The 23,855-nt window shown below is 51.9% G+C and carries 27 protein-coding genes and 3 tRNA genes; 7 read left to right on the forward strand and 23 right to left on the reverse strand.

Going from position 1 to position 23,855, the window contains the following annotated elements:
- Positions 1–572: 572 nt before the first annotated feature.
- On the forward strand, positions 573–1,001 hold the full coding sequence (gene uspC, locus OGV50_RS08065) for a universal stress protein UspC (RefSeq protein WP_012131952.1): 429 nt from the start codon (positions 573–575) through the stop codon (positions 999–1,001).
- A 6-nt stretch (positions 1,002–1,007) separates the two neighbouring features.
- On the opposite strand, the gene otsA is transcribed toward uspC, so the two are convergent.
- From otsA to OGV50_RS08095, 6 genes are all read right to left on the reverse strand, one after another.
- Positions 1,008–2,429, reverse strand: a complete 1,422-nt coding sequence (gene otsA / locus OGV50_RS08070; RefSeq protein WP_024130244.1) for an alpha,alpha-trehalose-phosphate synthase — start codon at positions 2,427–2,429, stop codon at positions 1,008–1,010.
- Positions 2,404–3,207, reverse strand: coding sequence for a trehalose-phosphatase (gene otsB, locus OGV50_RS08075; RefSeq protein WP_024130243.1), 804 nt, complete (start codon positions 3,205–3,207; stop codon positions 2,404–2,406). The genes otsA and otsB overlap by 26 nt, the downstream gene beginning before the upstream one ends.
- Positions 3,208–3,372: 165 nt before the next feature.
- The gene (gene araH, locus OGV50_RS08080) at positions 3,373–4,359 is read right to left on the reverse strand and encodes an arabinose ABC transporter permease AraH (RefSeq protein WP_024130242.1); all 987 of its coding nucleotides are present in this window, start codon (positions 4,357–4,359) and stop codon (positions 3,373–3,375) included.
- 15 nt (positions 4,360–4,374) lie between these two features.
- Positions 4,375–5,889, reverse strand: coding sequence for an arabinose ABC transporter ATP-binding protein AraG (gene araG, locus OGV50_RS08085; RefSeq protein ID WP_024130241.1), 1,515 nt, complete (start codon positions 5,887–5,889; stop codon positions 4,375–4,377).
- A 114-nt stretch (positions 5,890–6,003) separates the two neighbouring features.
- On the reverse strand, positions 6,004–6,993 hold the full coding sequence (gene araF / locus OGV50_RS08090) for an arabinose ABC transporter substrate-binding protein AraF (RefSeq protein WP_112001987.1): 990 nt from the start codon (positions 6,991–6,993) through the stop codon (positions 6,004–6,006).
- A 318-nt stretch (positions 6,994–7,311) separates the two neighbouring features.
- Positions 7,312–7,869, reverse strand: coding sequence for a DJ-1 family glyoxalase III (locus OGV50_RS08095; RefSeq protein WP_047463114.1), 558 nt, complete (start codon positions 7,867–7,869; stop codon positions 7,312–7,314).
- A gap of 487 nt (positions 7,870–8,356) precedes the next feature.
- Here OGV50_RS08095 and OGV50_RS08100 point away from each other — a divergent pair, with 487 nt between their 5' ends.
- Positions 8,357–8,860, forward strand: a complete 504-nt coding sequence (locus tag OGV50_RS08100; RefSeq protein WP_012131943.1) for a non-heme ferritin-like protein — start codon at positions 8,357–8,359, stop codon at positions 8,858–8,860.
- Positions 8,861–8,922: 62 nt separating this feature from the next.
- Here the strand turns inward: OGV50_RS08100 and yecJ are convergent, their stop codons facing one another.
- Together yecJ and OGV50_RS08110 are read right to left on the reverse strand one after the other, a co-directional pair.
- Positions 8,923–9,174 carry a DUF2766 family protein YecJ gene (gene yecJ, locus OGV50_RS08105; protein ID WP_012131942.1) on the reverse strand — a complete coding sequence of 84 codons (252 nt, stop codon included), beginning with the start codon at positions 9,172–9,174 and terminating at the stop codon, positions 8,923–8,925.
- Positions 9,175–9,285: 111 nt separating this feature from the next.
- A complete protein-coding gene (locus tag OGV50_RS08110) occupies positions 9,286–9,924 on the reverse strand; it encodes an RpiB/LacA/LacB family sugar-phosphate isomerase (RefSeq protein WP_049010098.1) in 639 nt (212 codons plus the stop codon).
- A gap of 259 nt (positions 9,925–10,183) precedes the next feature.
- Here OGV50_RS08110 and OGV50_RS08115 point away from each other — a divergent pair, with 259 nt between their 5' ends.
- Both OGV50_RS08115 and ftnA read left to right on the forward strand, forming a co-directional pair.
- Positions 10,184–10,519: a YecR-like family lipoprotein gene (locus tag OGV50_RS08115; RefSeq protein WP_047464021.1), complete on the forward strand. Its 336-nt coding sequence runs from the start codon at positions 10,184–10,186 to the stop codon at positions 10,517–10,519.
- A gap of 194 nt (positions 10,520–10,713) precedes the next feature.
- Complete coding sequence (gene ftnA, locus OGV50_RS08120) at positions 10,714–11,211, forward strand: non-heme ferritin (RefSeq protein WP_012131939.1); 498 nt, start codon at positions 10,714–10,716, stop codon at positions 11,209–11,211.
- 33 nt (positions 11,212–11,244) lie between these two features.
- Here the strand turns inward: ftnA and OGV50_RS08125 are convergent, their stop codons facing one another.
- Positions 11,245–11,484, reverse strand: a complete 240-nt coding sequence (locus tag OGV50_RS08125) for a YecH family metal-binding protein (protein ID WP_012131938.1) — start codon at positions 11,482–11,484, stop codon at positions 11,245–11,247.
- A gap of 228 nt (positions 11,485–11,712) precedes the next feature.
- On the opposite strand from OGV50_RS08125, the gene tyrP reads away from it, so the two are divergent.
- Complete coding sequence (gene tyrP, locus OGV50_RS08130) at positions 11,713–12,924, forward strand: tyrosine transporter TyrP (RefSeq protein WP_024130240.1); 1,212 nt, start codon at positions 11,713–11,715, stop codon at positions 12,922–12,924.
- 32 nt (positions 12,925–12,956) lie between these two features.
- Here the strand turns inward: tyrP and OGV50_RS08135 are convergent, their stop codons facing one another.
- The 7 genes from OGV50_RS08135 to uvrY form a co-directional block, all read right to left on the reverse strand.
- Positions 12,957–13,622, reverse strand: coding sequence for a YecA/YgfB family protein (locus tag OGV50_RS08135; RefSeq protein WP_110494117.1), 666 nt, complete (start codon positions 13,620–13,622; stop codon positions 12,957–12,959).
- Positions 13,623–13,806: 184 nt separating this feature from the next.
- Positions 13,807–13,893: transfer RNA gene (locus OGV50_RS08140), tRNA-Leu, on the reverse strand.
- 12 nt (positions 13,894–13,905) lie between these two features.
- Positions 13,906–13,979, reverse strand: a tRNA-Cys gene (locus tag OGV50_RS08145).
- Positions 13,980–14,031: 52 nt separating this feature from the next.
- Positions 14,032–14,107: transfer RNA gene (locus tag OGV50_RS08150), tRNA-Gly, on the reverse strand.
- Positions 14,108–14,258: 151 nt separating this feature from the next.
- The gene (gene pgsA / locus OGV50_RS08155; RefSeq protein ID WP_012131934.1) at positions 14,259–14,807 is read right to left on the reverse strand and encodes a CDP-diacylglycerol--glycerol-3-phosphate 3-phosphatidyltransferase; all 549 of its coding nucleotides are present in this window, start codon (positions 14,805–14,807) and stop codon (positions 14,259–14,261) included.
- Between the two features lie 56 nt (positions 14,808–14,863).
- Positions 14,864–16,696 (reverse strand): excinuclease ABC subunit UvrC, encoded by a 1,833-nt coding sequence (uvrC, locus tag OGV50_RS08160; protein ID WP_200075728.1) that lies wholly within the window; start codon positions 16,694–16,696, stop codon positions 14,864–14,866.
- Complete coding sequence (gene uvrY / locus OGV50_RS08165) at positions 16,696–17,349, reverse strand: UvrY/SirA/GacA family response regulator transcription factor (protein WP_012131932.1); 654 nt, start codon at positions 17,347–17,349, stop codon at positions 16,696–16,698. The genes uvrC and uvrY overlap by 1 nt, the downstream gene beginning before the upstream one ends.
- A 396-nt stretch (positions 17,350–17,745) precedes the next feature.
- Here uvrY and OGV50_RS23630 point away from each other — a divergent pair, with 396 nt between their 5' ends.
- On the forward strand, positions 17,746–17,793 hold the full coding sequence (locus OGV50_RS23630; protein ID WP_418222342.1) for a hypothetical protein: 48 nt from the start codon (positions 17,746–17,748) through the stop codon (positions 17,791–17,793).
- Between the two features lie 19 nt (positions 17,794–17,812).
- Positions 17,813–18,037 carry a DUF2594 family protein gene (locus OGV50_RS08175; RefSeq protein WP_012131931.1) on the forward strand — a complete coding sequence of 75 codons (225 nt, stop codon included), beginning with the start codon at positions 17,813–17,815 and terminating at the stop codon, positions 18,035–18,037.
- A 66-nt stretch (positions 18,038–18,103) separates the two neighbouring features.
- Here OGV50_RS08175 and sdiA read toward each other — a convergent pair whose 3' ends face one another.
- The 7 genes from sdiA to fliA all read right to left on the reverse strand — a co-directional run bounded on the left by sdiA (position 18,104) and on the right by fliA (position 23,812).
- The gene (sdiA, locus tag OGV50_RS08180) at positions 18,104–18,826 is read right to left on the reverse strand and encodes a quorum-sensing transcriptional regulator SdiA (RefSeq protein ID WP_012131930.1); all 723 of its coding nucleotides are present in this window, start codon (positions 18,824–18,826) and stop codon (positions 18,104–18,106) included.
- Positions 18,827–19,059: 233 nt separating this feature from the next.
- On the reverse strand, positions 19,060–19,812 hold the full coding sequence (gene tcyN, locus OGV50_RS08185) for an L-cystine ABC transporter ATP-binding protein TcyN (protein WP_012131929.1): 753 nt from the start codon (positions 19,810–19,812) through the stop codon (positions 19,060–19,062).
- Positions 19,809–20,477 (reverse strand): cystine ABC transporter permease, encoded by a 669-nt coding sequence (gene tcyL / locus OGV50_RS08190; RefSeq protein WP_198447565.1) that lies wholly within the window; start codon positions 20,475–20,477, stop codon positions 19,809–19,811. The genes tcyN and tcyL overlap by 4 nt, the downstream gene beginning before the upstream one ends.
- Before the next feature lie 21 nt (positions 20,478–20,498).
- The gene (gene dcyD, locus OGV50_RS08195; protein ID WP_200090715.1) at positions 20,499–21,485 is read right to left on the reverse strand and encodes a D-cysteine desulfhydrase; all 987 of its coding nucleotides are present in this window, start codon (positions 21,483–21,485) and stop codon (positions 20,499–20,501) included.
- A 107-nt stretch (positions 21,486–21,592) separates the two neighbouring features.
- Positions 21,593–22,393, reverse strand: a complete 801-nt coding sequence (gene tcyJ, locus OGV50_RS08200; RefSeq protein ID WP_024130238.1) for a cystine ABC transporter substrate-binding protein — start codon at positions 22,391–22,393, stop codon at positions 21,593–21,595.
- Between the two features lie 87 nt (positions 22,394–22,480).
- The gene (fliZ, locus tag OGV50_RS08205; RefSeq protein ID WP_012131925.1) at positions 22,481–23,032 is read right to left on the reverse strand and encodes a flagella biosynthesis regulatory protein FliZ; all 552 of its coding nucleotides are present in this window, start codon (positions 23,030–23,032) and stop codon (positions 22,481–22,483) included.
- A 60-nt stretch (positions 23,033–23,092) separates the two neighbouring features.
- The gene (gene fliA / locus OGV50_RS08210; RefSeq protein WP_024130237.1) at positions 23,093–23,812 is read right to left on the reverse strand and encodes an RNA polymerase sigma factor FliA; all 720 of its coding nucleotides are present in this window, start codon (positions 23,810–23,812) and stop codon (positions 23,093–23,095) included.
- Positions 23,813–23,855 lie beyond the last annotated feature (43 nt).

Below are 23,855 nucleotides of genomic sequence, written 5' to 3' on the forward strand. Positions count from 1 at the left end.
ACTCGTCAGCACGAACACATACAACGGAGCCGGGCTGCGAATTTGAGAAATATGTGACCCAGATCACATAAATCATCCAAATACTTAACATAAATCCATCAGTTGAACTTTTATTTTGATTATTTTTTAGCCTTTCGTTCAGTTTTTCTATTCCAGATACACGAATATGTGCGTAAATAATCACTCATGCGTTATGTTTAGCACCGTTAAAATAACATCTGAAAATATCCCCCTTCCTGAATATTCCTGCCGGGGACATAAAATAATTTAATCGTTTCTAAACAACCACTTAAATATTAAGCAGGGTTAACCAATAGACGGTATCTATGATGCATAACAAGTTAATTTTTGTTACATCGTAATTAACATTTTGTTTTCATAATTGGTCGATTTAAGTTAAAGCGCGTAATAACGTTTACAATGTGCGTTATGCCACTATTCCATTTATAAGAATAATTAATGAATTATTATGATAACCTTCACACTATCGTCACAGGAAAACATTGCAGAATTCGACTAAACAGAGTAAAGCTGAAGAAGAAACCTCATATTCTTGCAATAAGGAGCGAGTTATGAGCTATACGCATATTCTTGTCGCCGTCGCCGTTACCCCCGAAAGTCAGCAGCTGTTAGCGAAAGCTGTCTCCATTGCTCGTCCCGTCAATGCCCGCATTAGCCTGATTACCCTCGCCTCTGATCCCGAGCTGTATAATCAATTCGCCGCCCCCATGCTGGAAGATTTGCGGGAGGTGATGCATGAAGAGACGCAGGATTTTCTCGACAAACTGAGTGCGAAGGCAGACTACCCGATTGAACAAACATTCATTACTTACGGGGAGTTAAGCGCGCATATTCTGGATGTGTGTCGTAAGCAGCAGGTGGATTTGGTCATTTGCGGCAATCATAATCACAGCTTCTTTTCGCGAGCGTCCTGCTCAGCGAAAAGTGTCGTTAGCGCCAGTGAAGTTGATGTATTGCTGGTTCCGCTTGCCGGTGATTAGCGGGCGTCAGGCAAGCTTTGGGAAGGTGGCGACCTTATTGCGATGCAGCGTTTCTGCGCTACGTGGCGCGACATCCTTTAGGTCGCGAATAAACCGTTGCTGCCAGTGATTAATATCATTTTTAATAATCGTCTCAAGCATTTCCGCGTGGCGTGAAATGCGTTCGGCAAGCGGCATGGTCAACGCGCGGTGGAGCGCTACGGCCACATCATCCCGATCATAAGGGTTAACAATGAGCGCGGACGTCAACTCATTTGCCGCACCGGCAAACTGCGACAAAACGAGAACGCCGGGATTTGCCGGGTCCTGCGCGGCGACAAACTCTTTCGCGACCAGATTCATGCCATCCCGCAGCGGGGTCACTAACCCGACATCCGAGTAGCGGAACACCTTCATCAGCAGCTTGCGATCAAAGTGCTGGTTAAGATAGTAGAGCGGTGTCCAGCCAAGCTGTCCATATTTACCGTTGATACGCCCTGCTTCCGTCTCCAGTTGGTGGCGGATATCCTGATAAGCCTGCACTTCACCGCGCGAGGTCGGCGCTATTTGCGTATAGCGAATTTTCCCGTGGTGCTGGGGGTATTTCTCCAGCAGCGCTTCATACGCCTGGAAACGCTCCGGTAATCCTTTGGAGTAATCCAGACGCTCGACGGAAAAAATGTTTTGCACATTTTTCAGCTCCGCTTTTAGCTGCGCCAGTTTCGGCGGTAACGGCCCGGAAGCCTGTTGTGCGATCTCGTCAGGTTCAATGCCAATAGGATAGACCTCAGTGCGGAAGGATTTCCCCCATGCCGAATGGCTCTTACTGCCGCGCGTGGTTACTCTGGTCTGACTTGACAGACTGTCCAGAAACGCCAGGCGGTCGTTTTCCGTCTGGAATCCCAGTAAGTCAAAATCACACAGTTGTTCCAGCAGCGTATCATGCGGCGGCAAAGCATTGAAAATTTCCGGCGTCGGGAAAGGGATATGCAAGAAAAAGCCGATGCGATTATTCACGCCCCGCTTGCGCAATTCACTGGCAAACGGCAATAAATGATAGTCATGAACCCAGATAATATCGTCATCTTTCAGTAAGGGCAGCAGCTTATCCGCCAGCAGCGCATTCACCCGTGAATACCCTTCCCACGCGGGGCGCTGGAACTGCACCAGATCGAGTCGATAATGGAAGGCAGGCCATAAGACCGCATTCGAAAACTGGCAATAATATTCCTCGTAGTCCTGCTCGCTCAGATTAAAAGACGCCCAGGTCATATTGCCTCGTGTGACCTTTTTTAACGGCTTATCCTCGTTGCCCGTCTCGCCACTCCAGCCGAACCACAATCCGCCCGCCGCTTTCAATGCGCCCAGTACGCCAACTGCCAGGCCACCCGCGCCGCCTTTATTATCCGGGGGAGCAATTCGATTAGATACTACGACTAAACGACCCATAGCCATCTCTCCTGTCATTCATTAATTTTTTTTCTTGTTGTGGATTGTTAATTTCTTCCAGCCAGCGCCAGACCTCAGGAACGCCTGCCAGACGTCCTGTTGCCCGGGTCGCCCCGGCACCCACTTTGACTGAAATCCCTCCCAAATTATTGACGACGTCAAAGCCCGCCTCATCCGTCAAGTCATCGCCCACAAAGACAGGGATACGCCCTGCAAATGGCGCTTCTTGCATAAACGCGGCAATGGCCTCCCCTTTGTTCGCGCCTTTCGGTTTAATCTCCACCACGCATTTACCCGGCTGAAGCGCAAGCTGTGGCCATTTCTGCGTAATGTGCTGCGCCAGCGCCAGCAACGTCGCCTCATGCTGCGGCGCCTGCCGGTAATGCAGCGCAAAGGCCATGCCTTTCGCTTCCAGTTCCGCCCCTGGAAGATTTCCCAGCGCGGCGTGCAGCTGCGCGCTGACATCGCGTGCTATCGCCTGCGGAAGGCGCACGATATGGGTATTACCATTGATGTCACGGCGTTCCGCCCCATGCACCCCGGCGAGGGGAAAGCAAAAGGGGGCTGAGAGCGCATCAAGTTCAGCCATTGAGCGCCCTGAAATCAATGCCAGCGCCCCTGCGTTATGCGTCGAGAGGCGGTGTAACAGCTGGAGAATATTGTGCGGCACCACCACCTGATCCGGGTGTGGTTTAATCTCCGCCAGCGTCCCATCAAGATCGAAAAAATAAGCATAGTTTGCGGACAGTTCGGGGGATACGGTTAACGGTTCTGCCACCCTGTTCTCCTCCTTAATCATCGTTTTTGAGGCGCGCGGATCGGCCCCATTAGCCATGTAAGTATAGACAGTGTGACGCTGCTCGCCATTTAGAAAGACAATAGCCAGCCGGGGTAGCGGCTGGCTATTGGGAGGAGCTAAACTAAATAGTTACGGTTTATTTCATTAAACGGTGCGCTTCGCCTTTTGTTTGTAACGGTCGAAGATTACCGCTGCCAGCAGGATTAAGCCGCGCACGACGTACTGTGCAAAGGGGGAAATGTTCAGCAGGTTCATGGCGTTTTCCACCGTCCCCAGGATCAACACCCCCGCGACCACATATGAGATTTTTCCGATGCCTCCCTTGAGGGAGACACCGCCTAATACGCAGGCTGAAATCACAATCAGTTCATAACCAATGGAGGTCATTGGCTGGCCGCTGGTCATACGCGACGCCAGGATAATCCCCGCCGCCGCCGACACCAGCCCGGAGAGAACGAAGATAATGATCTTCGTGCGTACTACCGGCACCCCGGCCAGACGCGCCGCTTCTTCATTCCCGCCAATCGCCAGCGTATTGCGGCCAAACGTGGTTTTATTCAGCAATAAACCAAAGATAACCAGGCACCCTACCGTTAACCAGATCGGCGCAGGCAGCCCAAACCAGTTGGCATACCCGAGGGTGAAGAAGCGCTCATCTTCAATCCCTACCGCTTTACCGTCAGAGATGATATAGGCCAGACCACGGACAATCTGCATCGTGGCGAGCGTGGTAATCAGGGCGTTGATCTTTAAACGCGCGATAACAAAACCGTTCACCAGTCCGCAGAGTATGCCCAGCAGCAGCCCGGCCGCCACGCCAATCCACAGGCTTTCGGTCATATTGATGACCACCGCGGTGGTGACGCCGGCACAGGCAATCACCGAGGCGACGGAGAGGTCAAAATCGCCGGACGCCAGACAAAACAGCATCCCGCACGCCACCATACCCGACATCGAAATCGCCAGCCCCAGCCCCTTCATGTTGATGAACGTGGCAAAGTTAGGCACAAAGATCGCACACGCCAGGAACAGGACGGCGAACACCACCAGCATGCCGTATTGATCCCAGATACGCCCGAAGCTAAACGGCGACTTAGGTGCGCCAGAACCGGATGTAGTTACAGAAGACATCTTACTCTCCTTTACTCAGGCGACAGCCTGGCTGACTTTAGGCATAGCAAGGCTCAGGGCCTGCCGTTCATCCGCCTGTTCGTGAAGTAATTCACCGGCGATCTCACCTTCACGCATCACCACAATACGGTCGGCAACACCAAGAACTTCCGGCAGATCGCTGGAGGCAAACAGCACGGCCACACCGCGCGCCGCCAGAGCGTAAATAACGTTGTAGATCTCGTGTTTTGCGCCGACATCAATACCGCGCGTCGGCTCATCAAGCAAAATGACCTTCATCTCTTCCGATAACCAGCGTCCCAGAATCGCCTTCTGTTGATTCCCCCCGGAGAGATTCATAATGAGTTGCTCAGCACCTGGCGTTTTTATATTGAGGGAGCGAATATGGTGTTCGGCATTGCTCTCTTCCCAACCGTTATTGATCAGGCACCCGCCCAGCACATGCTTACGCCGGGCGCTGATGTTGATATTGTCGCGAACCGAATGCACAGGAATGATCCCCTCCGCTTTGCGATCTTCCGGGCACAGCATCATGCCTGCCGCAATCGCGTGCGCCGGTTTGCGGATATCAATGGGCTGCTCATCAATGAACACCTGCCCTCCGGTGATGCGCGTTCCGCCGAACAGCCCTTTCATTAATTCACTGCGCCCGGCGCCAACCAGACCAAACAGGCCGACAATTTCGCCGCTGCGTACGGATAAGCTGACAGGCGCGCGAACGCCCGGCGCTTTCACCTCTTGCAGCCGCAGCCGCTCTGCGCCACAGGCGCGAGGCTGCCAGCCGTAGATATCGCCGAGATCGCGCCCAACCATCGCCTGAACCAGCGCGTCATGGTTAACCTGCTGCATATCGGTAAACGTTTTAACGTAGCGGCCATCTTTAAACACGGTAATGGCATCGCTCAGTGCAAAGATCTCTTCCATACGGTGCGACACATACAGAATGACGCGCCCTTCTTTGCGCAGTTCGCGAATTACCCGGAACAGGTTCTCGATCTCCCTGGCGGAGAGCGAGCTGGTCGGTTCATCGAAAGCGATAATTTTGGCGTTACGCGCTAACGCTTTCGCAATCTCCACCATTTGCCACTGGCCAATCGAGAGGTATTTCAGCGGGGTATCCGGGGAGATATCCATCCCCAGATGTTGTAACTGAAGGCCGGCTTCGTAGTTGAGCAGCGTCCGGTTAACAATCCCCCCTTTATGCGGGAGCTGGCCGAGATAGATATTCTCCGCAACGGTCATTTCCGGCACGAGGTGCAGTTCCTGGTAAATAATGGCGACACCGGCATTCAGTGCAGCCGTGGTGTCGGCAAAGGTCATCTCTTGCCCACGGATCGCCAGCGATCCCGTGGTTGGCGCATAGTTGCCGCTGAGAATTTTTAAGAGTGTGGACTTCCCGGCGCCATTTTCGCCCATCAGCGCATGCACCTGACCGGCATAACAGTCAAAACTGATATCCGTCAGCGCCTTAACGCCAGGGAACGTTTTCCCGATGCCGCGAAATGAGAGATATGGGGTGGGCTGTTGCATAACGTCTCCGTGAGTCAGGATTTTGCCGGATGACGGCGTTGCCTTATCCGGCCTACTGAATACGCAATTCGCAGGCCGGATAAGCCGTTTTCGCGTCGCCATCCGGCATTTGTGTTACTTGCCGCCTAAACCTTTTTTCGCCAGTTCTTCTTTGAAGTTGTCACGGGTGATCAGCACCACGTCGGTCACTTCAGTGAATTTTGGCGGTTCCGCATCTTTGGTTACCCAGTTGTAGAGCATTTCACTGGATTTATAGCCGTGTACGTCCGGGCTGGGCAGCAACGAGCCGTAGAATCCTGTCGCCTGCGCTTTTGACAGTTCGCTGATCGCATCCACACCGTTAATGCCGATGCCGATAACGTCCGCCGCCTTAAAGCCCTGACCTTCGGTGGCGCGCACGCCGCCCAGCACGGTGTTGTCATTCATGCCGACAATCAGCCAGTGTTTCACTTCAGGGTGTTGAACCAGCATAGAGTTAGCGGCATCGAATGCGCCGGGAATATCATTGGATTTCGTTGGAACCTGATAGATCTGTTTTTCCGGGAAGCCCGCAGCTTTCAGCGCGTCCATCGAGCCGGATGTGCGGCGACGCGCGGTATCCAGTTCATTAGCGGTAATCGCCATCACCGCCGTTTCCTTCACATCCCAGCCGCGGTTTTGCATCTCCTTATACAGCTCCTGCCCCTGGCGCTCGCCAATTTTCGTGGCCGCCATCATCACCAGCGGTACGGTGTCCATTGGCTTACCTTTCGCGTTGACGAACTGATCGTCCACGGCGATCACCTTCATGTCATACCCACGCGCTTTTGCAACGATTGCTGAACCCAGTTTCGGGTCCGGGGTACAAATAACGAAGCCTTTTGCCCCACTCGCCGCCAGGCTGTCGATGGCGTTCAGGGTTTTCTCACCGTCCGGCACCGCAATTTTAATGACCTCAAAACCCAGATCTTTCCCGGCTTTATCGGCAAATTTCCATTCTGTCTGGAACCAGGGTTCCTCCGGTTGTTTCACCAGAAAACCGAGCTTCATGGTTTCAGCGATAGCGGATTGTGACATAACGGCAGCCAGACCGATGGCTGCCAGCGCTTTAGTAAATTTGTGCATGGTTAACTCCAGCTTTAGCGTTCTTTTATGTAGGGTAAAATCGAACGATTCTTTGTAATTTAGCCGTAAAACAAGGTATTACCTTAAAAGCCAAGGATTGATACCCGTGCTGGTGTTAGTTGTAGCGGGAAATTGATTCTCCATAGGAGAGCGGCATCACACCGCAGAATTACAGTAATTGCGTACATAAATTCAGCGGAAAATGACATAAAAAAAGAAGGTTTTGTCAGACAAATAAAAAAGGGGTAGCAGATTAGTCCATAACATCAGCCAGCAAATCCTTGTCCCCGAATGCAGGCGCATCCGGGGAAATATGCTTTACCAGGCATAGTAAATATGATCGGCATGATCGCGAACAGAAGCGTCATCCCCTGACAGACGAGCAGCCAGCGTCAGCGCAAAATCAAAAATATGCCCTAACCCTTTGCCGCTCAAGAGATTGCCATCTTCCACGACCGGCGCATCAACATATTCACCGTCAGTCACATTTTCCCATAGATCGCCAGAGCAGACGTAACGGCGCCCTTTCAGCAGACCATTGCCCCCCAGCACCCGCGCTGCGGCGGAGCAGACCGGACAGATCAATTTACCCGCAGCGTCATGGCGGGAAACGAAGTCGATCACCTGCGCGCTGGCGGCCAGATTAGCGCTCCCCTGCGGGCCGCCGGGCAAGACGATGGCATCATACAACGTGTCCAGACGCCCGGCGAGGGTGTTGTCCGCAACCATTGGAATATCGTGATAACTCACTACCGCGCGAGATTCCGCGCAGGCCAGCGTTTCAACATCAATATTCAGGCGACGCAGAATATCAATAGTGACCACGGCTTCTGCTTCTTCGAATCCTGGCGCCAGCAGGACAGCGACCTTTTTCATTTACGACTCCTCGCTTTACTCGTGTTAATCACACCGAAATGACGAATTGTTCATTCGGTTATATTTAAAATAATGGGCAAAAATGATCTGGCGCAAAAAACGTTGTCGATAATTTCGGCCAGAACTGTTTCGCCCGCTAATTATTCGATCCTAACACGCCGGTGTATTTTCTTTTGTGATATGAAACATCATTTCAAAAATAAATATCAATTTAAAATCACGTAAAATCAATCATGTATATCAACATCCGTTATATTCTTACATTCTCCGTCAGCGATATACCTTCAGCAAACTGTAAAAAAATATAAACATTGGGATTTAAGGATTTTCTTATAGCCGTACTGGCGCTATGCTTATTTTCGATCGGCAACGGAATCAGCTTTTTGATCACATAAAGGACCGGCAGAACGGATTTATTCTGCTAACAGTATTCATTGCGCATACATGAGTAACGCGCATCACCCTTTCTGGAAATAAGGATATTGATATGGCGACAGCTGGAATGGTTCATAAGCTCAACACCCAAATGAACCTTGAGTTTTACGCATCTAACCTCTACCTCCACCTGAGCGACTGGTGTTTTGACCACAGTCTGACCGGCACGGCGACTTTTCTTCGTACCCAGGCGCAGGGAAATGTGACCCAGATGATGCGCATGTTCAATTTTATGAAGAACGCAGGCGCCAACCCCATCGTGAGAGCCATTGATGTTCCCGGCGAAGAGTTAACCTGTCTTGAAGAGTTATTTCAAAAAACGCTGGATGAGTATCAGCAACGCGCCAGTACGCTCTCACGCTTAACCGACGAAGCCAAAGCAATGAATGACGCGCCAACGCTCAACTTTCTCCACGACCTGGAAAAAGATCAGCAGCAGGACGGCGTTCTGTTACAGACGATTCTCGATGAAGTTCGCAGCGCAAAACGCGCGGGATTGTGTATGGTGCAAACGGACAAACACTTACTCAACGTCGTCAACTATCAACACCACTAACCGCTATATTGCCACGACGTTACGCCTCCCGTACCGGGAGGCTGTTACGCAGTCGCTTTACTTTAGTGCGCTTCGTCCTGCGGCGTGAATTTCAGCTCAATCAACGCAATCGCCTTTTGAATGGCCCGCATAGTAACCGGGTCCGCAGCGGCAGGGTGGCTGGTAAAATCGATGTTTTTCAACTGGCTGGACATCTTCTCCCGAACTTCAACCGGGGCAATAACGTCAATAACATCCAGTATCTGTTTGATAACTAACTGGCAGGCAACAACGTCAGAGACCAGTTCCTGATCGGCGTTCAGTGGTTGGGACATAGTAAGCTCCTTATAGAAAGGCCGCCATAGTACCCATTCAGGAGAAGAAACGGTAGCAAAGCAAACGCGGCCAGCCGGATAAACGCCGCGTTATCCGGCTGGCATGACACATTAACCGAGAATGTCGCGAACGAACGCTTCGATCTCTTTATCCTGGCAATTGTCAAAGAAACACTGCTGGAAACGTGGGCCGGAGACCGCCGTTTTCACCAGTTCAGGATCGATGGCGCGCAGCGTATCCAGATAGTTTTCTTTCACCACCGCCGCTTTCACCTGGTTCAGAATGCCCGCGTTACGTACCTGCGGTTCTTTACGTTCTGGTGGATACCCTTCCCCGTTACGGCCGGTGAATGCTTTTTCAAAGATGAAACGCACATTCAACTCCGCACCCCAGCCAAAGCCTTTTGCGAATGGCAGAGAAAGCGCATTACCGTTGTTAATCTGCGCAAACAGGAACGCATCCGCCGGGTCGATGCAGTAGCCGCACACCACGCCCGGATGAATATTCAGCGACATCAGCGCGCCCTGCCCGGTGCCGCAACCCGTCACAACAAAATCCACCGCTTTGGCGTTAAGCAGAATGCTGGCCATAATACCAAGGTGGATATAAGTCAGATGATGGTCGTTTTCATCGCTCATCCCGACGTTGAAAACAGGGAATCCCTTTTCATCCGCTACCGCTTTAAGCTCGCGATGAATGATGGCATTTTTACCTGCCTGGCTGTTTTCCATCATCAGTGCAATTTTCATTCTGTCTTCTCCTGAATGCGTCGCGGGAAATCCCGCCGTGAGTCGTTGACGTATACGTCACATTACTATCTCGCAAACATACTTTCAAATTTAGTGAAAAATGGTTTTAAAAAATTAAGATGTGCTCACACTTTTCCCGTATCGCACAAAGAGCCGGTGTCGTTGGGATTAATCATGGGCAATTCTTAAGCTATTCAGGCCATTGAATGTCTACTGTTCAAGATAGGATGTGCTGTCACCGGATTCTCAGAGCGATATTATGAAAACCTTTATCCTTGGCCTCTCACTCATAGCCCTGACGGGATGTACCCTCACCAAGCAAGCGCAGGTCAGTGAAACCAACCCGACAAGCGGGATTGTCCGCCTCAGTTATAACCAGGCGATGATGCAAACGGCGCGCGCGGATGACTATGTTGCGCACGGTACGGCGACACGCGAATGTCAGCAGATGGGATACGCCAACGCCATCGCATTCGGTCAGCCAGTGTCAACCTGTAGCGTTTATGCCGGTTCGCTGTGCATGAACACCAGAATCACGCTGTCTTATCAGTGTCAGGGCGTAGCCATCCAGCCAATATCCGCTGGCGGGTATTAATATCTTTAGCCAGCATGACGCTGCTGGCTTTAATTATTCTCATTGTATATTTTTATATTTAATAGCGTTAATGCGTTTTATTCCCATTCGCATTTTTAATAATTAAATTTATTATTTTACCTTTTGCAAATAATTAAATAACAAATTATAGTGACGCCACATCAACGTATAATGATTCTTTGTGGAGCGGAACCATGCTGAAAACAGAAATGATCGACAAACTGAATGAGCAAATGAACCTTGAATTATATTCTTCTCTGCTCTACCAACAGATGAGCGCATGGTGCAGCTACCATAGCTTTGAAGGGGCGGCAGCGTTCCTGCGTCGTCACGCGCAGGAAGAGATGACGCATATGCAGCGCCTGTTCGATTATCTGACCGATACCGGTAGCTTACCGTGCATCAATACGATCTCTTCGCCTGCTGCCGAATATGCTTCACTGGATGAACTGTTCCGCGCCACCTACGAACACGAACAATTAATTACGCAGAAAATTAATGAACTGGCGCATGCCGCGATGACCAACCAGGATTATCCGACATTCAACTTCCTGCAATGGTATGTCGCTGAACAGCATGAAGAAGAGAAGTTATTTAAATCTATTATTGATAAATTAACGCTGGCAGGGAAAAGCGGTGAAGGTCTGTACTTCATCGATAAAGAACTGTCTACGCTTGATACCCAAAACTAAAATTAAACGGTGAGTCCCCCTCACCGTTTACGCTCAATGACGGCAGATCTTGCTTTCGTGCGTAGAGAAGCCGTCATCCTTCGCAATAAACTTCCCCTTCGCCGCCAGAAACGCCACCAGCTCCGCCGCCGTCATATCAGCAGCCGAACAGGTATGAAAACGCGCCTGTTCACCAAAACGCGCCGTAATCGCCGCTTCCAGGCTGGCATTCGAATACTGCTCGCCTGACTCAATCATCATATTCAGCACTTCGTGGCCGTGAATAGAATCCATACATCCTCCTCAATAAAGCCTGTAGCCTACCGGGAGCCGGTGAATACCGCTTTGCGCTAACGCAGGTTTACATGCACAGCCGATGCAATCGTGGTGGCGCATGCCTTCATGCCAATTTTCGTAAACAATGGTATACACATGTTGTAACGGTCATTTGACGAAAATAATGTTATGCCTTACCCTGCGCCGCAGATATAACCGTTGATTATCTCTGGGACAGAGGAAAGCGTGAAAAATAGAACTCTGGGTAGTGTTTTTATCGTGGCGGGCACCACTATCGGCGCCGGTATGCTGGCGATGCCGTTGGCCGCCGCTGGCGTTGGTTTCAGCGTCACACTGGCGTTATTGATTGGGTTATGGGCATTGATGTGCTACACCGCGCTGTTGCTCCTGGAAGTATATCAGCACGTTCCGGCAGATACCGGGTTAGGAACGTTGGCAAAACGCTACCTCGGACGTTATGGGCAATGGATCACCGGCTTTAGCATGATGTTTCTGATGTATGCGCTCACAGCGGCCTATATCAGCGGGGCCGGCGAACTGCTGGCCTCAAGCATCAGCGACTGGACGGGCGCCGATATGTCTCCGGCGATGGGCGTTTTGCTGTTCACCGTGGTTGCCGGTGGCGTCGTGTGCGTCGGAACCTCGCTGGTCGATCTGTTCAACCGCTTTCTCTTCAGCGCCAAAATTATCTTCCTAATCGCCATGCTGGCGCTGCTGATGCCGCATATTCATAAAGTGAATCTGCTTACGCTGCCGCTGCAACAGGGTCTGGCGTTATCAGCAATTCCGGTCATTTTTACGTCGTTCGGTTTTCACGGCAGCGTACCCAGCATCGTCAGCTATATGAACGGTAATATTCGCAAACTGCGATGGGTATTTATCACCGGTAGCGCAATCCCGCTGGTGGCATACATTTTCTGGCAACTTGCCACGCTCGGCAGTATCAACTCTTCTACCTTTATGGGCTTGCTGGCCGATCATGCCGGGTTAAATGGCCTGTTGCAGGCCTTGCGTGAGGTGGTTGCCTCGCCGCACGTTGAACTGGCGGTACATCTGTTTGCCGACCTGGCGCTGGCGACATCGTTTTTGGGTGTGGCGCTGGGATTGTTTGATTATCTGGCAGATCTGTTCCAGCGACGCAACACCGTCGCCGGGCGTCTGCAAACCGGCGCGATTACCTTCCTGCCGCCACTGGCGTTCGCACTCTTTTACCCGCGCGGCTTTGTGATGGCGCTGGGATACGCTGGCGTCGCGCTGGCGGTGCTGGCGTTGCTGATCCCTTCCCTGCTCGCGTGGCAAAGCAGGAAGCATAATCCGCAGGCAACGTATCGCGTAGCGGGCGGCGTTCCGGCATTAGCCCTCGTCTTTACCTGTGGGATAGTGGTGATCGGCGTACAGTTTTGTATCGCCGCCGGGCTGCTGCCTGAAGTGGGATAAAACAAAAGGGGCGTTAAGCCCCTTTTTTGTGTTTAGTGCAGACAGCACTGTTTATATTTTTTACCGCTGCCGCAGGGACAAGGATCGTTGCGCCCCACCTTTACTTCCGCTCTTACCGGCACCTGCACCGGCGTTTCCTGCGGGTGCGCCATCCAGTACGCGTGTAAATCCAGGGCGGCCAGACGAATCGCGTTAACGCTCTCATCAAACGCTTCTGGTGACATTTTTTCAACCACGGCGAAGTTCTCTTCCGTACCGTGCAGCGCAATGGCTTTCAGCGCGGGTTGTAGCGTATCCGGTAAGGTGGACCAGTCAGAGAGCGCGACCCCGCGCATATAGCCAAAGCACCACTCTTCCACGATGGTCAGCTCATGACCTTCGACTTCACGCAGACCGAACAGCGGTTCAAACTGTTCCGGGAACTCATTAAGCCTGTCTGCCGTATCCGCCATATGCTGAAACGCCAGTTCCATAAAACGCGTCATCTCCTTTTCAGAGGACCAGCGCGGAACATATTGCGCCCCACCCCATACCGCGACCAGCCATTGCTCTGGCTCAATCTCATACGGCGAACTGAGTACAGCCGTCAGTAAACCATCCAACTCTGACACATCCAGAATCGCGTGATCGGTATTGTACTTTGTCAGTACATCGTCCAGCCATTCCAGCTCGCTTTCGTTTAACGGTCCTGTTTTCATAACGCTTTTCCTCAGTGAAATACTCTCGCCCGCAATTATCTTACATGGCTGGCGAAGTAAGGGATACTTATTGGGGAAGGAATGGCAGACAAGATCATCAGCGAACAGATAACAGACACAAAAAAACCACCCGGAGGTGGTTTTACGACACTGCTTATTGCTTTGATTATTCTTGTCTTTCCCATGGTACCCGGAGTGGGACTTGAACCCACACAGCGCGAACGCCGAGGGATTTTAAATCCCTTGTGTCTACCGATTCCACCATCCGGGCTCGGGAAGAAAGTGGAGGCGCGTTCCGGAGTCGAACCGGACTAGACGGATTTGCAATCCGCTACATAACCGCTTTGCTAACGCGCCATATTCTTCAGGCTTTTCAGCCAGACACCCGCTATTGCCGATGTCTTTAAACTGGAGCGGGAAACGAGACTCGAACTCGCGACCCCGACCTTGGCAAGGTCGTGCTCTACCAACTGAGCTATTCCCGCATCATCAAGTAACTTTGTTAATCACTTGATTTTGTTATCGTCTGGCAACCTGCGCCGCCGTTCGATGCGTTGCATTCTACTTACCTGACGCAACGAGTCAACGATATTTTTCGCCACCCACGATCGTTTGCTGAAATTTGCGGCGAAACGATCACTGATCAAGCAAATCCCCGCGTGCAGCGCTCAAATACTGGAACATAGACCACAGCGTCAGCACGGCAGCAACGAAGAAAAGCGCGATCCCGGCATATTCCACCCAAATGTTTGGACGCCACAGCAGCCACGCCAGCGCCGCCATTTGCGAGGTGGTTTTCACTTTGCCGATCCAGGAGACCGCCACGCTGCTGCGTTTGCCCAGCTCGGCCATCCATTCACGCAGCGCGGAAATAATAATTTCACGCGCAATCATGGTCGCGGCAGGCAGCGTCACCCACCAGCTGTGATAATGCTCCGTCACCAGCACCATGGCGATCGCCACCAGCACCTTATCCGCCACCGGATCAAGGAACGCGCCAAAACGCGTACTCTGGTTCCAGCGACGCGCCAGAAAACCGTCGAACCAGTCGGTCACGGCGGCGATACAGAAGATTAGCGCGGTAACGAAGGGAGCCCATGTAAATGGCAGATAAAACACCAATACAAAGAATGGGATCAGAATGACGCGAAACAGCGTGAGCAACGTAGGGATATTAAATTGCATAGTGACGGGTAACTATCTGTTGTCAGAGAAATTACCCCTATGTTGCTACAGAGACCTCAATGTTTCAACGAGTAGAAGATCTTTTCTGCCAGACCTTGCGAAATACCCGGCACTTTTGCAATTTCCTCAACACTCGCGTTACGTAGTCCTTGCAAACCGCCCATATATTTCAACAGCATTTGTCGACGTTTTGGCCCGACGCCTTCGATAGTTTCCAGCGTGCTGGTGTTTTTCACCTTCGCCCGTTTTTTGCGGTGCCCGCTGATGGCGTGATCGTGCGATTCATCGCGGATATGCTGAATAACGTGCAGCGCAGGCGAATCCGGCGGCAGGCTAAAGCCCTCCCCTTCGGGTTCAAAGAACAACGTCTCCAGACCGGCTTTACGATCGGCGCCTTTAGCAACGCCCAACAATAAAGGATGATTTTTATCCCACGGCACATCCAGTTCAGCAAAAACGGCCTTCGCCTGACCAAGCTGGCCTTTACCGCCATCAATCAGAATAACGTCGGGAATCTTACTTTCTTCAATCGCCTTACCATAGCGTCGGCGCAGAACCTGATTCATCGCCGCATAATCATCGCCCGGCGTAATTCCGGTAATGTTGTAGCGACGATACTCCGTACGCAGCGGCCCGTTATCGTCAAAAACCACGCAGGAGGCCACCGTCTGTTCTCCCATCGTGTGGCTGATGTCAAAACACTCCATCCGCTTCACCGCAGGCAGCTTCAGCACGCTTGCCAGCGCGGTCAGACGCTGCGTGATCGTCGATTGCTGCGACAGTTTGCTGATCAGCGCCGTCGCGGCATTGGTTCGCGCCAGCTTCAGGTAACGAGCGCGATCGCCGCGCGGTTTGGTCTGCACATTAATGCGCCGCCCGGCCAGTTCGGACAAAGAATCCGCCAGCAGCGTTTTATCGCTCAGGTTGAAATCCAGCAGGATCTCTCCTGGCAGCGTGCGCATCTGGCTGCCTTGCAGATAGAACTGGCCGACGAACGTTTCCACCACTTCGCCCAGTTCCGTCCCGTTCGGCACTTTCGGGAAATAGCTACGGCTGCCCAGCACCTTGCCCTGGCGGATAAAAAGCACATGCACACAGGCCATACCCGCATCGAACGCCACGCCGATAACGTCCAGATCGTCGCCGGTATTGGAGACAAACTGTTTCTCAGTAACGCGGCGCACAGCCTGAATTTGATCGCGTATGCGCGCGGCCTCTTCAAACTCCAGATTCTGGCTGGCTTTTTCCATTCGGGCGATCAATTGGGTCAGAACCTGATCGTCTTTCCCGGATAAAAACAGCCGAACGTACTCCACCTGCTGCGCATACTCATCTTCACTCACCAGTCCTTCTACGCACGGCCCGAGGCAGCGGCCAATCTGATATTGCAGACAAGGACGCGAGCGGTTGCGGTAGACGCTGTTTTCGCACTGACGAATGGGAAAGACTTTTTGCAGCAGGGCCAGGGTTTCACGCACGGCATACCCGTTCGGGAACGGGCCAAAGTATTCACCTTTGGCATGTTTCGCCCCGCGATGCATTGCCAGGCGTGGATGAGTGTCACCGCTAAGAAAGATGAAAGGATAGGATTTATCATCGCGCAATAACACGTTATAGCGCGGTTGATACAATTTGATGTAGTTGTGTTCGAGCAATAGCGCTTCGGTCTCGGTATGCGTCACCGTGACATCAATTTGCTGAATTTGCGCAACCAATGCTTCGGTTTTTCGCGAAGCAAGGTTGCTGCGGAAATAGCTGGAAAGCCGTTTTTTCAGGTCTTTCGCTTTACCGACATAAATAACCGTACCACCGGCATCATACATACGATAAACGCCGGGTTGGCTGGTCACGGTTTTTAAAAATGCTTTCGCATCAAACAGAACACTCACTAGCTTGTTAACGTCTCCGCATTACACAGGCCGTGGCGAATTGCCAGGTGAGTCAACTCAACATCACCATGAATGTTTAGTTTACTGAACATTCTGTAGCGATAGCTGTTCACCGTTTTAGGACTGAGATTCAGTTGTTCCGAGATCTCATTAACCTTCTGGCCCCTGGTGATCATCAGCATAATCTGCAACTCGCGTTCAGACAAACTGGCAAAAGGCGTTTCTGTTTTCTCAGGCTCAATCTGGCTCAGCGCCATCTGTTGAGCGATATCTGAAGCAATATAACGCTGCCCGGAAAAAACCGAACGAATCGCGCTGACCACTTCCTGAGGCGCAGCGCCTTTACTCAGATACCCTGCGGCTCCGGCCTGCATGACTTTCGCCGGTAGCGGGTTTTCCGTATGGATCGTCAGCATGATCACTTTAATATCAGCGCTTGAGCGGGCAATTTTGCGCGTCGCCTCAAGACCGCCGATTCCGGGCATGTTCATGTCCATCAGCACAACGTCGACGGCGTTCGCGCGGCACCACTTTACGGCGTCCTCGCCACAACAGGCTTCACCGACAACCTTTATGCCCTTTATATCTTCCAGAATGCGTCGTATCCCTGCGCGCACCAGTTCGTGGTCATCAACAAGAAGAACGTTGATCAAAGGAATATCTCCAGAATAGGGATAACGCTACTGATAGTTAATCAGCCCTATATTAGCGGGTTTTATCTCAACTTTGAAACGTAAAAAACGTGGGGCATTCGATTTTGCTCTCGTTTTTGGAAATTAGATTGTACGCTTCGTGGAAACTCCCACAGCTAACGGCCTTTTTTTACCCTCTATTTCTGCATAATAGTTTCAGAATAGTGACAAAAAATTCACTCACTTCCGTCGAAATGCTAAATAGGCAAGTAACTTTGTAACAATAATTAACGCGCGAAATACGCGAGGTAAACAAAAAAATGAGGAAAATATATGCCTCGCAAGGCGTTGTTTATTTTAATGGCGCTGGTTTGATTTGCGATCAAAAAACAACCACTGCTATTTTTGGCGCAGCTTATGGTATACTCCGCCGCCTTAACATTTGCCATCGCACTTTTTCACTGAAACATAACGAGGAAAATAAATGAGTACGCCTGATTTTTCCACTGCCGAGAATAATCAAGAACTGGCCAATGAAGTCACCTGCCTGAAAGCCATGTTGACCCTGATGCTACAGGCAATGGGGCAAGCCGACGCAGGGCGCGTGATTCTTAAGATGGAAAAACAGATCGCGCAGATTGAAGATGAAACGCAGGCCGCGGTATTTTCCAGTACTGTTAAGCAAATTAAACAAGCTTACCGCCAGTAACAGGAAACCGGCTGAGAGTGAAACTTTCAGCCGGTTTTGCGTCTGGCACGCAGAACATTCGTTTTTTCAGATCAGGCCCGTCGCGGCCGCATAGCAGGCAATCTGCGTTTTATTCGGCGCGTTAAACTTTTTCTGCATGTTTTTCTGATGAAAGTTAACGGTGTTCTCTGAGATGGACAGAATCATCGCGATCTCTGATGACGTCTTTCCTTCCGCCGTCCACTTCAGGATCTCTTTCTCTCGCTTACTGAAGCGCATTTCTGGCGTCATCACCATTTCATCCTCCAGCCGCGTCAGCGCCGACAGGCTCTCACGCACCAGCAGTTGCAACCGGAGTTCAATTTCATCATGTGCAAACGGCGCATGGCGGGCGCTCGCCCGGGAGACAGAGAGGAAGCCCAGCGCCCGATTCGGCAGCATCAGGCATTGCGTCGCCCCCCGGCGTAGACCATGAGCGCGCGCCGCGTCCCATAGCGACTGCGCTTCGCTAAATAAGGCATCATTCCATGCCAGATGCCCCTGGCGGAAATTTTCCGGCTTTAATACCGGATCAATAGAGAAATAGTTTTCAGACTGATAATGCGCCACCCACGCTTGCGGGTACGTGGTGTGAACGGAGATTTTTGGCCGCGTAAACGGGACGGGATGGCGAACACACAGCGCATAATAATCATATTCAAGCTGCTGTGTCTGATGTTGTAATTCAGTGTAGACATCTTCTGCCGTCGCCATTTCCTGAAAGCGTACCAGCATACTCCGTCGCCAGGTGAAGAAATCATTTTCCTGCATACTAAACGGTAACACCCCTGAGATTGATAATCATTATAATGTTTAAAACAAGCTAACACATAAATGAAGTTTATATGTAGAAAATATCGGTCAGATGGCGAATTACTTGAGGTGTGTTTCACCCGGCGGGAGAACACAAAGGGATTACGGCTATAATCAGGCGGGTATTATTGATATTTATTTAAATACACTCGCCCAAAACGGGATTATTTCAGGCGAGTGCGCGAAAACACTTATTGCATCAGGAACTTCTCAAGAAACTGACGCGTGCGTGGTTGCTGAGGATTGGCAAATAACGGTTTGGCCGCGCCCTGCTCCACAATGCGCCCCTGATCCATAAATATCACCCGGTCAGCCACGTCGCGCGCAAAGCTCATTTCATGCGTCACGATGACCATCGTGCGCTTTTCCTGCGCCAGCTGGCGTATCGTACTGAGCACCTCCCCCACCAGCTCAGGGTCGAGCGCGGAAGTCGGTTCATCAAACAAAATCACCTCCGGGCGCATCGCCAGCGCGCGGGCAATCGCCACACGCTGCTGCTGCCCACCGGACAGACGACGCGGATAGCTGGTCTCTTTCCCGGCCAGTCCTACCTTCGCCAGCAGTTCCCGCGCTAATGCCGTTGCTTCGGCTTTGGGCTCGCCTTTCACAATCACCGGCCCTTCAATGATGTTCTCCAGTACGGTACGGTGCGGAAACAGATTAAAGTTCTGGAATACGAACCCCACATGCTGACGCAACTGGCGAATTAGCCCTTTTTGCTTGTTTAACGAGCTTGCGGTATCAATGGTAATGTCGCCCACTTTGATGGTGCCCGCCTCAGGCTGCTCCAGCAAATTAATGCTGCGCAACAGCGTTGTTTTACCGGAACCGCTGGGGCCGATAATCGCCACCACCTCACCAGGTTTCACCTCCAGGTCGATGCCGTGCAACACCGTCTGACCGTGGAACTTTTTCACCAGGTTTTTAACTTCAATCGCACTCATTTTGGCTCTCTCTCCTGGCGGTTAAGCTGCTCTTCAAAATAGTTTTGCAGCGCGGAAAGTACCGTCGCCATCACCCAGTAGATCAGCGATGCCGCCAGATACATGGTAAAGACTTCCAGCGTACGCGAGGTAATCAGCTGCGCCTGACGGAACAGTTCCGGCACCTGAATCGTGGCGGCCAGGGAGGTATCTTTCACCAGGCTGATGAAACTGTTGCTCAGCGGCGGCAACGCCACGCGGGCGGCCTGCGGCAAAATCGCGCGACGCAGCGTTTGCCACGGCGTCATACCGATACTTGCCGCGGCTTCCCACTGACCTTTGTCGATAGAAGAGATCGCCGCACGCAGCGTTTCCGAAGTGTAGGCTGCGGTATTCAGCGACAGGCCAATCATCGCCGCCGGGATCGGGTCCAGCTCAATGCCAAACTGCGGCAGGCCGTAGTAGATCATAAAAAGCTGGGCAATCAGCGGCGTACCGCGAAAAATGGAGATATAAAAACGCGCCAGCCAGCGGACAGGCAGCAGGGGCGACATACGCATCAGCGCGAGAATGAAGCCCAGCAGCAGGCCGAAAAACATCCCGCCAATACTCAGCTGTAGCGTAAACACCGCACCTTTAAGCAGATACGGCAGCGAGTCAATCACCAGTTGGATACTTTCTTGCATGAGTGTTTTTCTACCCGGAAGTTACACGTGAGGATGGTAGGCAAACAGCGCTGGCGCCCCACCGGTATGAATAAAGAGAATCGGACCTTCATCTTTGAAGCGCTTCTGGCTGATGCCATCGATCAGGCCCGCCATCGCTTTCCCCGTATAGACCGGGTCAAGCAGAATGCCTTCCAGGCGCGCCAGCAGCTTCACGGCCTCCATCCCCTCTTCATTCGGCGTTCCGTATCCCGGCGCGAAATAGTCGTCCCACAGCAGGATGTCCGCCGAGGCGGTCAGTTCCAGCTCTTTAGCAATCGCTTGTTGCAGCGTAACCACTTTAGGCTTCTGATCGATAACCTTGCGCGACACGGTCACGCCGATCAACTCAACATCTGGCATCAATTGTTCCAGACCTACCGCCAGCCCGGCGTGCGTACCGGCGCTTCCCGACGCCACCACCACGGAGGACAGCTGTACCGCGCCCTCGCACTGCTGGGCGATTTCCAGCGCGCTTTCCACGTATCCCATTGCGCCTAATGGGCTGGAGCCGCCGACCGGAATCACATACGGCCTGAAACCCTGCGCCTCAATACGGGTCGCCAGTTCCTGTAGCTGGGCGTCAGGATCGGTCAGCGCGTCGCACATCTCAATTTGCGTGTTAAAAAGATCCAGCAGCAGACGATTGCCGTTGGTCAGGTAGTTTTTCGCCGTCGTACCGATGGGATTTTCCAGTAACGCAACGCAGTGTAATCCCAGTTTTGCCGCTACCGCCGCCGTCTGGCGAACGTGGTTCGACTGGATGGCGCCCGCCGTAATCAGCGTATCCGCGCCTTCACGCAGCGCATCGGCAGCCAGAAATTCAAGCTTACGCAGTTTATTCCCGCCCATTGCCATCGGCGTTACGTCATCGCGTTTAATGAAAATGTCGCAACCCAGATAATCAGATAAACGCGGCAGGTATTCGAGTGGCGTTGGCGCGCCAATAAATTCCAGGCGTGGGAACCGCGTTAAATTATGCAGTGGCATAAAGCCTCCGGTATTCATTGTTGTGATGTTCTTTTTATTATGCACGTTCAAACGGATGAAATAAAAAAGGCGCCGTATTAAAGCGCCTTTTTTTGCAATTATGACGATTATTTAGTCACATCTGCGCCAAACCATTTCTCAGACAGCGCTTTCAGCGTGCCGTCTTTCTGCATATCGGCAATGGCGCCATCTACCGCTTTCAGCAGATCTTCATTGCCTTTACGCAGCGCCACACCGGCTTCCTGACGGGAGAACGCTTCGCCGGTAACGGCCAGCGTGTCTTTGGTTTTCTTCACCAGATCCAATGCGGCCAGGCGATCCACCAGAATAGCGTCAATACGGCCTACGCGCAGATCCTGGTATTTCGTCGGATCGTCATCATAGGTGCGAATGTCTACACCCTGTACGTTCTGGCGCAACCACTCTTCGTAGTTTGTTCCCAGACCGACGCCGACCTTCTTACCTTTCAGGTCAGCCGCCGTGTTGATGCTGCCTTCATTGCCTTTTTTCACCAGCGCCTGAATACCAGAAATAGTATAAGGTGTTGAGAAGTCGTATTTTTTCTTACGTTCGTCGGAGATGGTGACCTGGTTGATAACCACATCAATACGTTTGGAATCCAGCGACGCCAGCATACCGTCCCATTTGGTCGGTTTCAGCGAGGCTTTTACGCCGAGGTGTTTCGCCAGTTCTTCTGCGAACTCCACTTCAAACCCGGTCAGTTTGCCATCATCACCCTGGAAACTGAACGGCGGGTAAGTCCCTTCCAGGCCTACCAGCAGCGTGCCGCGCTCTTTTACTTTGTTTAACAGACCTTCATCTGCATAACTCTTCACGCTCATCCCGGCGACAAGTGCAACTGCCATCACACCCATCAGAGCCTGACGTCCCAGAAGTGCTAATTTCATAGTTACCCCGAATGTTGTCATTAATGACCGTAGTGTAGAGGGTTTGCTGCTAATCACAAACACGACTCCGCTACATGTTATTCATTTTTAATATATATCAGAAGTAGCCATCCGGGATGATTTCTGCATCTGTCCGGCATGCGTATGCGTTTTATACTGTTCGTACTTACGCAGCGCGATCCGATAATTATTGGTGCTGGTTTCGGGTAACCACGGGGCCAGGTTTTCATCAAGAAAACCTTCCTGTAGCAGGTCGTGAGAAATGTTCTGTTCGGTGAGATGGTTGCCCAGGCGACGCAGACGCACGACATATTCACGCACGGTGCCGTGGCTCATTTCGGTTTGCTCAAACAAGAATTGTTTAAAACCGATGATGTCAAAGAAGTCACTCTGCTCTTTGCAGTGCAGATCGCCGCAGAAACGGCACAGCGCCGACCACTCCTTCTGCTCCTCCTGCCATTGTGCGTCGTCCATCAGCGTATCCAGGCGGGAAATCGCGATTTTATTGACAATCTGCCCCCGGCGAACCAACGTGATCCTGTCGAGCAATTTATGGCAATGAGCGCAATGCGTCTGGCTGTGTTTAAAGTCTTTGAGGTAGCGGCTTAGTGGCCGTCTTTTAGATTGCTGCACCGTCATGAGAACTCCTGGTAGTCAATACGTTGTGCGGCACTATTAAGGGGCGACGACGATCGCCCTTTATAACTTACCCAGCTTGGTGCGTAGACGTTTGATGGCCTGGCTGTGCAACTGGCTTACCCGTGACTCGCCGACTTCCAGCACCGCGCCAATCTCCTTCAGATTGAGCTCTTCCTGGTAATACAGCGTCAACACCAGCTGTTCGCGTTCTGGCAACGATTCAATCGCATCCATCACACGCTGGCGTAAATTGCTCTCAAGGAGCTGTTGTAACGGGTTTTCCTGCTGGTGTTCTTCCGTCACCAGCTCAATGCTATCGCCATGCTCTTCCCGCCACTCGTCATAAGAGAAGAGTTGGCTGTTATTGGTATCAAGCAACATCTGACGATACTCTTCCACAGGAATAGCCAGCCGCTCCGCCACCTCAGTTTCCGTCGCGTTGCGCCCTAATTCCTGCTCCAGTTGCCCCATCGCCTGCGCCACTTCGCGAGCATTGCGCCGGACGCTACGCGGCACCCAGTCACGGCTGCGTAGTTCATCCAGCATCGCTCCACGAATACGCTGCACTGCGTAAGTGGTAAATGCCGTTCCTTGCAGAGCGTCATATCGGTCAACTGCATTCAATAACCCGATACCGCCCGCTTGTAGCAGATCGTCCAGTTCCACGCTCGCCGGCAAACGCACCTGCAGGCGCAATGCTTCGTGACGCACCAGCGGTACATAACGCTGCCACAGCGAGTGTTTATCCATTACACCTTCAGCGGTATACAGTGAATTCACGATAAACAGCCCTGCGTTAGTTGAGTTATCGGCATGATTATCC

The organism is Citrobacter sp. CK180 (assembly GCF_030333655.1).
Taxonomy (GTDB): domain Bacteria; phylum Pseudomonadota; class Gammaproteobacteria; order Enterobacterales; family Enterobacteriaceae; genus Citrobacter_B; species Citrobacter_B koseri.

What these genes read in the sequence shown, in the direction of transcription:
- uspC (WP_012131952.1), top strand. Translation starts at nt 573, where the DNA reads ATGAGCTATACGCATATTCTTGTCGCCGTCGCCGTTACCCCCGAAAGT.
- otsA (WP_024130244.1), bottom strand. Translation starts at nt 2,429, where the DNA reads ATGGGTCGTTTAGTCGTAGTATCTAATCGAATTGCTCCCCCGGATAAT.
- araH (WP_024130242.1), bottom strand. Translation starts at nt 4,359, where the DNA reads ATGTCTTCTGTAACTACATCCGGTTCTGGCGCACCTAAGTCGCCGTTT.
- araG (WP_024130241.1), bottom strand. Translation starts at nt 5,889, where the DNA reads ATGCAACAGCCCACCCCATATCTCTCATTTCGCGGCATCGGGAAAACG.
- araF (WP_112001987.1), bottom strand. Translation starts at nt 6,993, where the DNA reads ATGCACAAATTTACTAAAGCGCTGGCAGCCATCGGTCTGGCTGCCGTT.
- OGV50_RS08095 (WP_047463114.1), bottom strand. Translation starts at nt 7,869, where the DNA reads ATGAAAAAGGTCGCTGTCCTGCTGGCGCCAGGATTCGAAGAAGCAGAA.
- OGV50_RS08100 (WP_012131943.1), top strand. Translation starts at nt 8,357, where the DNA reads ATGGCGACAGCTGGAATGGTTCATAAGCTCAACACCCAAATGAACCTT.
- yecJ (WP_012131942.1), bottom strand. Translation starts at nt 9,174, where the DNA reads ATGTCCCAACCACTGAACGCCGATCAGGAACTGGTCTCTGACGTTGTT.
- OGV50_RS08110 (WP_049010098.1), bottom strand. Translation starts at nt 9,924, where the DNA reads ATGAAAATTGCACTGATGATGGAAAACAGCCAGGCAGGTAAAAATGCC.
- OGV50_RS08115 (WP_047464021.1), top strand. Translation starts at nt 10,184, where the DNA reads ATGAAAACCTTTATCCTTGGCCTCTCACTCATAGCCCTGACGGGATGT.
- ftnA (WP_012131939.1), top strand. Translation starts at nt 10,714, where the DNA reads ATGCTGAAAACAGAAATGATCGACAAACTGAATGAGCAAATGAACCTT.
- OGV50_RS08125 (WP_012131938.1), bottom strand. Translation starts at nt 11,484, where the DNA reads ATGGATTCTATTCACGGCCACGAAGTGCTGAATATGATGATTGAGTCA.
- OGV50_RS08135 (WP_110494117.1), bottom strand. Translation starts at nt 13,622, where the DNA reads ATGAAAACAGGACCGTTAAACGAAAGCGAGCTGGAATGGCTGGACGAT.
- pgsA (WP_012131934.1), bottom strand. Translation starts at nt 14,807, where the DNA reads ATGCAATTTAATATCCCTACGTTGCTCACGCTGTTTCGCGTCATTCTG.
- OGV50_RS08175 (WP_012131931.1), top strand. Translation starts at nt 17,813, where the DNA reads ATGAGTACGCCTGATTTTTCCACTGCCGAGAATAATCAAGAACTGGCC.
- sdiA (WP_012131930.1), bottom strand. Translation starts at nt 18,826, where the DNA reads ATGCAGGAAAATGATTTCTTCACCTGGCGACGGAGTATGCTGGTACGC.
- tcyN (WP_012131929.1), bottom strand. Translation starts at nt 19,812, where the DNA reads ATGAGTGCGATTGAAGTTAAAAACCTGGTGAAAAAGTTCCACGGTCAG.
- tcyL (WP_198447565.1), bottom strand. Translation starts at nt 20,477, where the DNA reads ATGCAAGAAAGTATCCAACTGGTGATTGACTCGCTGCCGTATCTGCTT.
- dcyD (WP_200090715.1), bottom strand. Translation starts at nt 21,485, where the DNA reads ATGCCACTGCATAATTTAACGCGGTTCCCACGCCTGGAATTTATTGGC.
- tcyJ (WP_024130238.1), bottom strand. Translation starts at nt 22,393, where the DNA reads ATGAAATTAGCACTTCTGGGACGTCAGGCTCTGATGGGTGTGATGGCA.
- fliZ (WP_012131925.1), bottom strand. Translation starts at nt 23,032, where the DNA reads ATGACGGTGCAGCAATCTAAAAGACGGCCACTAAGCCGCTACCTCAAA.